This window comes from Frankia sp. CoWAU3, from assembly GCF_977971855.1.
In genome coordinates this window covers 1-6,438 of record NZ_CDWWXB010000124.1, presented here as the reverse complement: position 1 = coordinate 6,438, position 6,438 = coordinate 1, and the positions used below count along the sequence as shown (strand labels likewise).

The 6,438-nt window shown below is 71.8% G+C and carries 9 protein-coding genes; 4 read left to right on the top strand and 5 right to left on the bottom strand.

Annotation, left to right across the window (positions count from 1 at the left end):
- A partial coding sequence (locus tag AC08ON_RS11975; RefSeq protein ID WP_476616970.1) for a helix-turn-helix transcriptional regulator occupies positions 1-279 on the top strand: 279 nt, incomplete at its 5' end.
- 151 nt (positions 280-430) lie between these two features.
- Here AC08ON_RS11975 and AC08ON_RS11970 read toward each other — a convergent pair.
- Entirely contained in the window at positions 431-1,891 is a 1,461-nt protein-coding gene (locus tag AC08ON_RS11970; protein WP_476616969.1) for an MFS transporter, read from the bottom strand.
- A gap of 103 nt (positions 1,892-1,994) precedes the next feature.
- Between AC08ON_RS11970 and AC08ON_RS11965 the strand changes: the two genes are divergently transcribed.
- Complete coding sequence (locus AC08ON_RS11965) at positions 1,995-2,573, top strand: TetR/AcrR family transcriptional regulator (RefSeq protein WP_476608051.1); 579 nt, start codon at positions 1,995-1,997, stop codon at positions 2,571-2,573.
- Here the strand turns inward: AC08ON_RS11965 and AC08ON_RS11960 are convergent.
- Positions 2,558-2,986: a TM2 domain-containing protein gene (locus AC08ON_RS11960; RefSeq protein ID WP_476608050.1), complete on the bottom strand. Its 429-nt coding sequence runs from the start codon at positions 2,984-2,986 to the stop codon at positions 2,558-2,560. The two genes, AC08ON_RS11965 and AC08ON_RS11960, sit on opposite strands and share 16 nt — an antisense overlap.
- Positions 2,987-3,249: 263 nt before the next feature.
- Between AC08ON_RS11960 and AC08ON_RS11955 the strand changes: the two genes are divergently transcribed.
- On the top strand, positions 3,250-3,513 hold the full coding sequence (locus AC08ON_RS11955) for a hypothetical protein (RefSeq protein ID WP_476608049.1): 264 nt from the start codon (positions 3,250-3,252) through the stop codon (positions 3,511-3,513).
- A gap of 20 nt (positions 3,514-3,533) precedes the next feature.
- On the opposite strand, the gene AC08ON_RS11950 is transcribed toward AC08ON_RS11955, so the two are convergent.
- Positions 3,534-4,469, bottom strand: a complete 936-nt coding sequence (locus tag AC08ON_RS11950) for a hypothetical protein (RefSeq protein ID WP_476608048.1) — start codon at positions 4,467-4,469, stop codon at positions 3,534-3,536.
- A gap of 569 nt (positions 4,470-5,038) precedes the next feature.
- On the opposite strand from AC08ON_RS11950, the gene AC08ON_RS11945 reads away from it, so the two are divergent.
- The gene (locus tag AC08ON_RS11945; protein ID WP_476608047.1) at positions 5,039-5,296 is read left to right on the top strand and encodes an SDR family NAD(P)-dependent oxidoreductase; all 258 of its coding nucleotides are present in this window, start codon (positions 5,039-5,041) and stop codon (positions 5,294-5,296) included.
- A gap of 108 nt (positions 5,297-5,404) precedes the next feature.
- On the opposite strand, the gene AC08ON_RS11940 is transcribed toward AC08ON_RS11945, so the two are convergent.
- Together AC08ON_RS11940 and AC08ON_RS11935 are read right to left on the bottom strand one after the other, a co-directional pair.
- Positions 5,405-6,079, bottom strand: coding sequence for an iron-sulfur cluster assembly protein (locus AC08ON_RS11940; protein WP_476608046.1), 675 nt, complete (start codon positions 6,077-6,079; stop codon positions 5,405-5,407).
- Positions 6,079-6,438 (bottom strand): amidohydrolase family protein (locus tag AC08ON_RS11935; RefSeq protein WP_476616968.1); only part of this gene is annotated, 360 nt, incomplete at its 5' end. The genes AC08ON_RS11940 and AC08ON_RS11935, both read right to left, overlap by 1 nt.

The window sequence follows — 6,438 nt, the reverse complement described above, 5'->3', positions numbered from 1 at the left end:
CGGCGGCGTGGCGATGTGGCTGCTGATCGCAGACCTGCGCACCCGTCTACGCCGATGAAGAACCGGCTGCGCGTGCTGCGGGCGGAACGCCGGTGGAGCCAGGCCTACCTGGCCGACCGATGCCGGGTGTCCCGGCAGACCATCAACGCAATCGAGACCGAACGGTACGACCCCAGTCTTCTCCTGGCATTCACCCTCGCCGACATCTTCAGCCTGGCCATCGAGGAGATCTTCATCCCCGACCGGTCAGGGACAACCACCGCCACCGATCGGCCCTGAGCTCGACCTCGGCCAACGCGCCCCAGTCACTCCAACATCGACACCCCGCTCCGTCGACAGATCGCCGATCACCGGCACGCACCGGCCCGCTCCCCCGCTCCCCCCGGCACCACCGGTGACCACAGCGGTCCTGCCCTCCACCGCAAACAGCTCACCCGGACCAGCAACCTCGGGCCGCGCCCATGCCTCCTGCATGCCGCATCCCGCACTTCACGCTGCTGGCGTAGCCCCAGCAGTCGGGACGCTGGCCGAAGACCGGCGGCTGATCCGCCGGATCGTCAGGCGCCGGGCGCCGGGCGCGGGTGAGCAGGCCGAGAAGCGCCAGCGCGGCGAGGGCCATGACGACCAGGCCGTACCCGCGGGCGGTGGGCAGCAGCCCGTGGTGGGTGACCAGGTAGCCGGCGACGACCGCGGGGACGCCGAAGGCGAGGTAGCACAGCACGTAGACGGTCGAGAGCAGGCCGGCGCGTTCGTGCGGGGCGACCAGGGGGATCAGGACGCGCAGGCCGCCCTGGAAACCGGCGCCGAGACCGATACCGGCCAGCGTGGTGCCGGCGAAGAACGTCGGGGTGGAGGGAAGGTCCGCGCCGAGCAGGGTGACACCGACGCCGACGAGCAGGCCCAGGGCGCCGAGGAACATCACGGTACGGGCAGCGGTGCCGCGCACGAGCAGCACCGTCAGGGCCGCGGTCACGGTGAGGGCGAAGACCGCGAGACCTCCCAGCACGACCCAGCGGGAGTCGACGACGAGCCGGGCCAGGCTCGGGCCGAGGGAGAGGTAGAACCCGCTCAGGGCCCAGGATGCGACCAGGCAGGGCGCGGCGATCAGCAGGTCGCGGCGGGCGGCGGCGGGTACGCCGATGGTCGGGCGCAGCGACGCGAGCGCTCCGGGGATGCGCGGTGTGGTCTCGGGCATCGCCGCGACCCCGACCGCCTGGGCGAGCACGATCGCGCACAGCACCAGGTAGACCAGACGGGTGGGAGCGGGCAGGTAGGCCACGAGCAGACTGGACCCGAGGGCGCCCAGGGCCAGGCCGGTGAACGGGCCGACTCCGTTGGCCAGGGTGCCGCGGGCCCGGTCGAGGTCGAGCAGGCCGGCGCCGAGGGCGCCACTGGCGGCGCCGGTCGCCAGGCCCTGCAGAACGCGGCCGACGGTCAGTTCCCCCACCCCGCCGGCGGTGGCGAACACCGCCAGTGCGGCGGCGAGCAGCACCGGACGGCGCCCGATGTGGTCGGAGAGGGCTCCGACGGTGAGCAGCGCGGCGAGGACGGCCAGGGCGAACACGGCGAACACGGCGAACACGACGGTCACGGTGATCGGGGAGAACCCCCAGCGGGCCTGGTAAACCGGGTAGAGGGGGGTGGGGGCCGAGGACGCGGCGAGGAACGAGCCGATCATCGACGTCTGCAGGAGGAATCCGGCGCGCGGGGACAGCCTGCCCCGGTGGGGCGCCGCGCCCGGGTCGGACGGGGCGTCGCGGGCCGCGGCCTGCCGCGGCAGGGCCACCGCCGGTACCGGGGCGGTGGCCGAGGACGGGGTCCCGTAACCGGCGGCGCCGGTCTGGCCGGTCTGGCCGGCGGGAAGGCCGGTGGCGATGGGTTGGGAGGACATCGGGTTTCCCTTCACCGGACAGCTAAAGCTAAGATTTTGCGTTAGCGCCAGACGGTACCCTCGGCCCGGCGTTAACGCAAAGGATGTGCGTTAGGCTGGATGCGTGAGTCCGTCCGAGGGTCCGCGGCCCGGGGGGCGTAGCGCGCGGGTCCAGCAGTCCGTGCATGCCGCGGTGCGCGCGCTGCAGGCCGAGCGGGGTCGGCACGAGATCACGGTGCCGCTGGTCGCCGCCCGGGCGGGGGTGACCGCCTCCACCGTCTACCGGCGCTGGGGGGATCTGACCGAGCTGCTCGCCGACGTCGCCGCCGAGCGGCTGCGCCCGGAGACCCCGCCGGTGGACGCCGGGTCGCTGCGCGGCGATCTGGCCGCCTACTGCGAGCAGTACCTGGAGGAGATGTCCTCCCCCGCGGGCCGGGCGTTCCTGTGCGACCTGGTCGCTTCCTGCGGCGACGACCGGCCGGCGTGCCGCTGTGACCTGTACATCCGCGAGCAGATCGGGATCATCGTCGAACGGGCCGCGCGTCGCGGTGAACCCACCCCCGGGGTTGGTGAGATCGTCGAGGGAGTCATGGCGCCGATGATGTACCGCATCCTGTTCGTCGCCGACCCGGTCGATCTCGCCGACGCCCGCCGGTTGGTGGACGTCCTGCTCGCCCGCGGCGGTGGTCAGCCGCGCGGGTAGCCGAGCCGGGTGTTGTACTCCTGGACCGCCGAGGCGGAGCTGACCATGGCGATCACCCACACGATGAACCACACCGGAACGGTGATGATCAGTGTGATGATGAAGAAGGAGAACATCCACAGGAACAGGTCGGCGATCAGAAGCACGACACCCGTGGTGGTCCTGCCGGCGTAGATGTGGCCCACGCCCAGCCACAGGAAGGTCAGCAGCAGCGCGACCGCGACCGACTTCGGCGGTACCGGCGGGTAGCCCTGGCCCGGGCCGGGACCCGGGAAGGGTTGCGGCGGGCCGATCGGATACGGCGTCGGACCCGGCCCGCCGGCCTGGCCGTGAGGCGGCGGCTGTCCGTACGGCTCGTATCCGGCCGGCCCGGGCTGCTGCGGCTGCCGGTGCGGATCTTCCCACCCTGTCATGTGACCCCCGATCTTGTCGGTGCACACTGTAACAGGATCATCCGGTTACGTGAATGGACCGGAATACCGGAACCGCGACCGGCCTCCCCGACCTTCAGGAATGTGACATTCACCACACAAAGATCGTTATGTGGATAAACCTGTCGACAAGCCGGTGGGTAACCTGCCGCGGCCCTGTGGATGCCCTGTGGGGCAATGCTGATTCCGGATTCGCCGAGAAGTCAAGATGTTGCGGTGCGTACCGGCCGCGATATCACTGGAGTATGGCTCTGGCGCATCTGACTTCTCGTCCGACCACCACCGCCCGGCCCGCCGTGCCGGGCAGCGCGCCCGCGCTGCCGCCCAGCGTCGCCCGGGTCGCCGCCCGCACCCGGCTGTCCGCCGAGCTACTGGCGGCGATCCTGGAGGTCGAGCGGCGCACACGGGCCACCCTCGAGGACATCGAACGCGCCGACGCGCTGGCCGAACGGCTGCTCGTGCGCCGCGGTGCGCGGCTGCGCGCCGCGGCCGGCCGCCCGGCCCGGTGACCTGCTCCCCCGGGCTCGGCTCAGGCGGCGCCGGCCCGCCGCGAGGCGCGCTCGGCGTGCGCCGAGGTGAGCATCAGAATCTCGTTCATCCTCAGGGCGAGCACCCGCGACGGGCGCTTGTCGAGGATGTCCTCCACCTCGAGGAGAGCGGCTTGGGCCACCGCGGGATCGCGGCGCAGCGTGGTGGCGGCGAGCGACGCCAGCGCCCAGCCGCGGTCGAGGGTCGCCGGGGTGGTCAGGTCGATCGCGGTGTAGGCGGCGGACCGCGCCCCGGGCATCCCGAGGCGGGCCATCGCGTCGGCGACGACGCAGGCCTCCCGGACCTCGTCGAAGGGGGGCCAGCCGGGATGGCGCAGGCCGAGCACGGTCGGCCGGTGGCGCAGCCGGTTCAGGGCGGCGTCGAGGGCTGCCTCGTCGCCGGTGGCCGCGGCGGCGGTGACCTGCACCGCCGCCGCCCAGCCGTGCAGGTAGGGATGGTCGACGGCGGCCGCCTTGGCCGCGGCGTAGCGTCCGGTGACGAAGGCGATCGCCGCGTCCAGGCTGTGCGCGGTGCCGGTAAGCAGCCGGTCGTCGAGCTGGGCGGCGAACTGCTCGGTGAGGGTCGCGAACCGCCGCGCCGAGGTGTCGTCGCCGGTGTCGACGGCCAGCATCCCGAGGGAGAACGACAGGTAGCCGGCGACCCGGGTCAGTTCGGCGTGCACCGTCGGGGACAGCCGCCGTCCCAGGGCGGCCTGGACCCGCCGCCAGTCGGCGATGACCGGGCCCACCAGCGTCGTGTGCGGGGCGGAGAACAGGGTCGTGGCGTACCGGTGCAGCCGGTCGTCGAGTTCGGTGAGCGTCACCGGATCGGGATCGGCGAACGTGATCTCCCGGGAGAGTACCGCCGCGGCCCGTCCGGCGGACGCCAGACCGAGCCGGTCCGAGGCCCGGGTGGGCGACAGTTCCACGCCGTTCATGACCATCCCCTCACGTTCCGCACCGGCGCCTCGTGGCGCACCGGTCACAGCCCGGCGACGGATGTCCGACCGGGCGGGGACCATGCTTCGTTGCGTCGTCCCGTGGCTGGGGCCGCCGCCGGTCGGCACGGCCGGCCGTACGCCGATGATGCTGATGAACCCGCACGGTTCACCCCAGTGCGTAGCTGATCCGGCAAACACTGTGACCAGTCGCAAGCTACCGCGCAAGATGGGGGCGGTGTACAGCGGTTTGACAGATTGATCAGAGTCTGCTCCTGGTCTGCCCCGGACAGTTCGGACGTTCCCGATGATCGAGCTCGGGGTCCGTCCCCGCCGTGCCCGCCCCCGCCGGTGAGGTGGTCGCGGCGCAGGTCAGGCAGGTCGGGGGTGCGGTGTTCCCGGTCGTCGAGCCATCGGTCCAGATCCTGTTCCCTCGACGCCCCGCCGTCGCAGCCAACCCGCGATCCGTCGGATAACTCACAGGCGGATAACTCACCTGCCAGGGCAAGCCGCGCCTCCCCGTGGCCGGGCCACCCTGCCGCTAGGGAGAACTGTGGTAGGGAGAGGCAGTGGATTTCCGCGGGCAGACCGCACTGATCACCGGTGCGTCGACGGGCATCGGCGCCGTCTTCGCCCGCGAGTTCGCCGCCCGGGGCGCCGACCTCGTGCTCGTCGCGCGCGGTGAGGACCGGTTGCGCGCGAACGCCGCCGAGATCACCCGGCGCAACGCGCTGCTGGCCCGGGGTGGGCGGCTGCTGCCGCGGCGGGCGCTGATCCGGATCGCCGAACGCGCCGTCCGCCCGGCCCCGGGCGGCTCTCGCGGGTAGGACCTCGCCGGTAGGCCGGGCGGTTTCGGGATCATCCTCACCCGGTCAGCCAGCGCCACCACGGGCGGAGAGCGGTGCGCAAAGCCCGCTCTCCGCTGACCGCGGCGGTCACCCCCCGGCGCAGGTCCGGCTCCGCAGCAGGCCGAGGCACATATGGGTGTTGCCCTCGATCGAGATCCGCGTCGTGCGGGCGAACCGGAGCGCCAGGGGAACCTGTTCGGGGCCGTAGCGGCGCCCGTCGTGGTCGACCAGGACGACGTCCCGCGGGTCGCTGCCGAGCCCGAGCGAGGCGCGTCGACGTACCAGTGCGACCGTGAGGTTGTCGTCCGGCAGGTCCCCGAGCCGGATCTCCCCCATATCCGACTCGGGGAGCTCGGGGTGGGCTCGCAGGTAGGCAGCGAGGCACCGCTCCACCGCGGCCGTGTGCGCCTTGCGGCGGAACGTGGTGCGTAGCTCGTCGAGCGAGTCGTCGGACTCATGGCCGAACGTCCCTCGGTACCCGGCGTCGGCGGCCAGGCCGCGGTTGATGAGGCCGGAGTCGTGGTGCTCGTCGAGCTGCACGACCACCTGCCGGTCCCCGGCGACTGCGACCAGGATGTCCTTGGCGTCGGAGGCCATCAGGTAGGCGAAGGTGGGCGAACAGAAGGCCGTGGGCAGGCGCAGGTGCACCTCGATCCGGGCGTCGTCGACCGACACCGAGTGCACGAACCCCAGATCGGTGATCGGCTCGTCCAGCTGCCGTCGTACGTCGGCCTCGGTCAGGACGGCTGACGCGACGGTCATCACGCGCCTGCCAGCTGCAGCCCGGCCGGCACCGGGAGGTCGTACATCTTGGCGGCGTTGAGCCCGAGGATCTTCTTCTTCTGCTCCGTGGTGATGGGTGCGTACCCCATGTCCTCGGGGAACTGCCAGTCGACGAAACTCTCGATGAGCCACTTGGGCGTCCAGATCGCGTAGTCGGAGGAGAACTGGATCTTGTCCTCGCCGATCCAGTAGAGAAGTTCGCCCATGACCTGGGCGAAGTAGCGCGGCTTCGAGTACATGAAGTGCATGACCACCGCGAGTCCGCCGTATACGTTGGTCTCCTGGGTCGCGATCCAGCAGAAGTCCTCCAGCCGGGGCATCCCCACGTGCTCCACAAT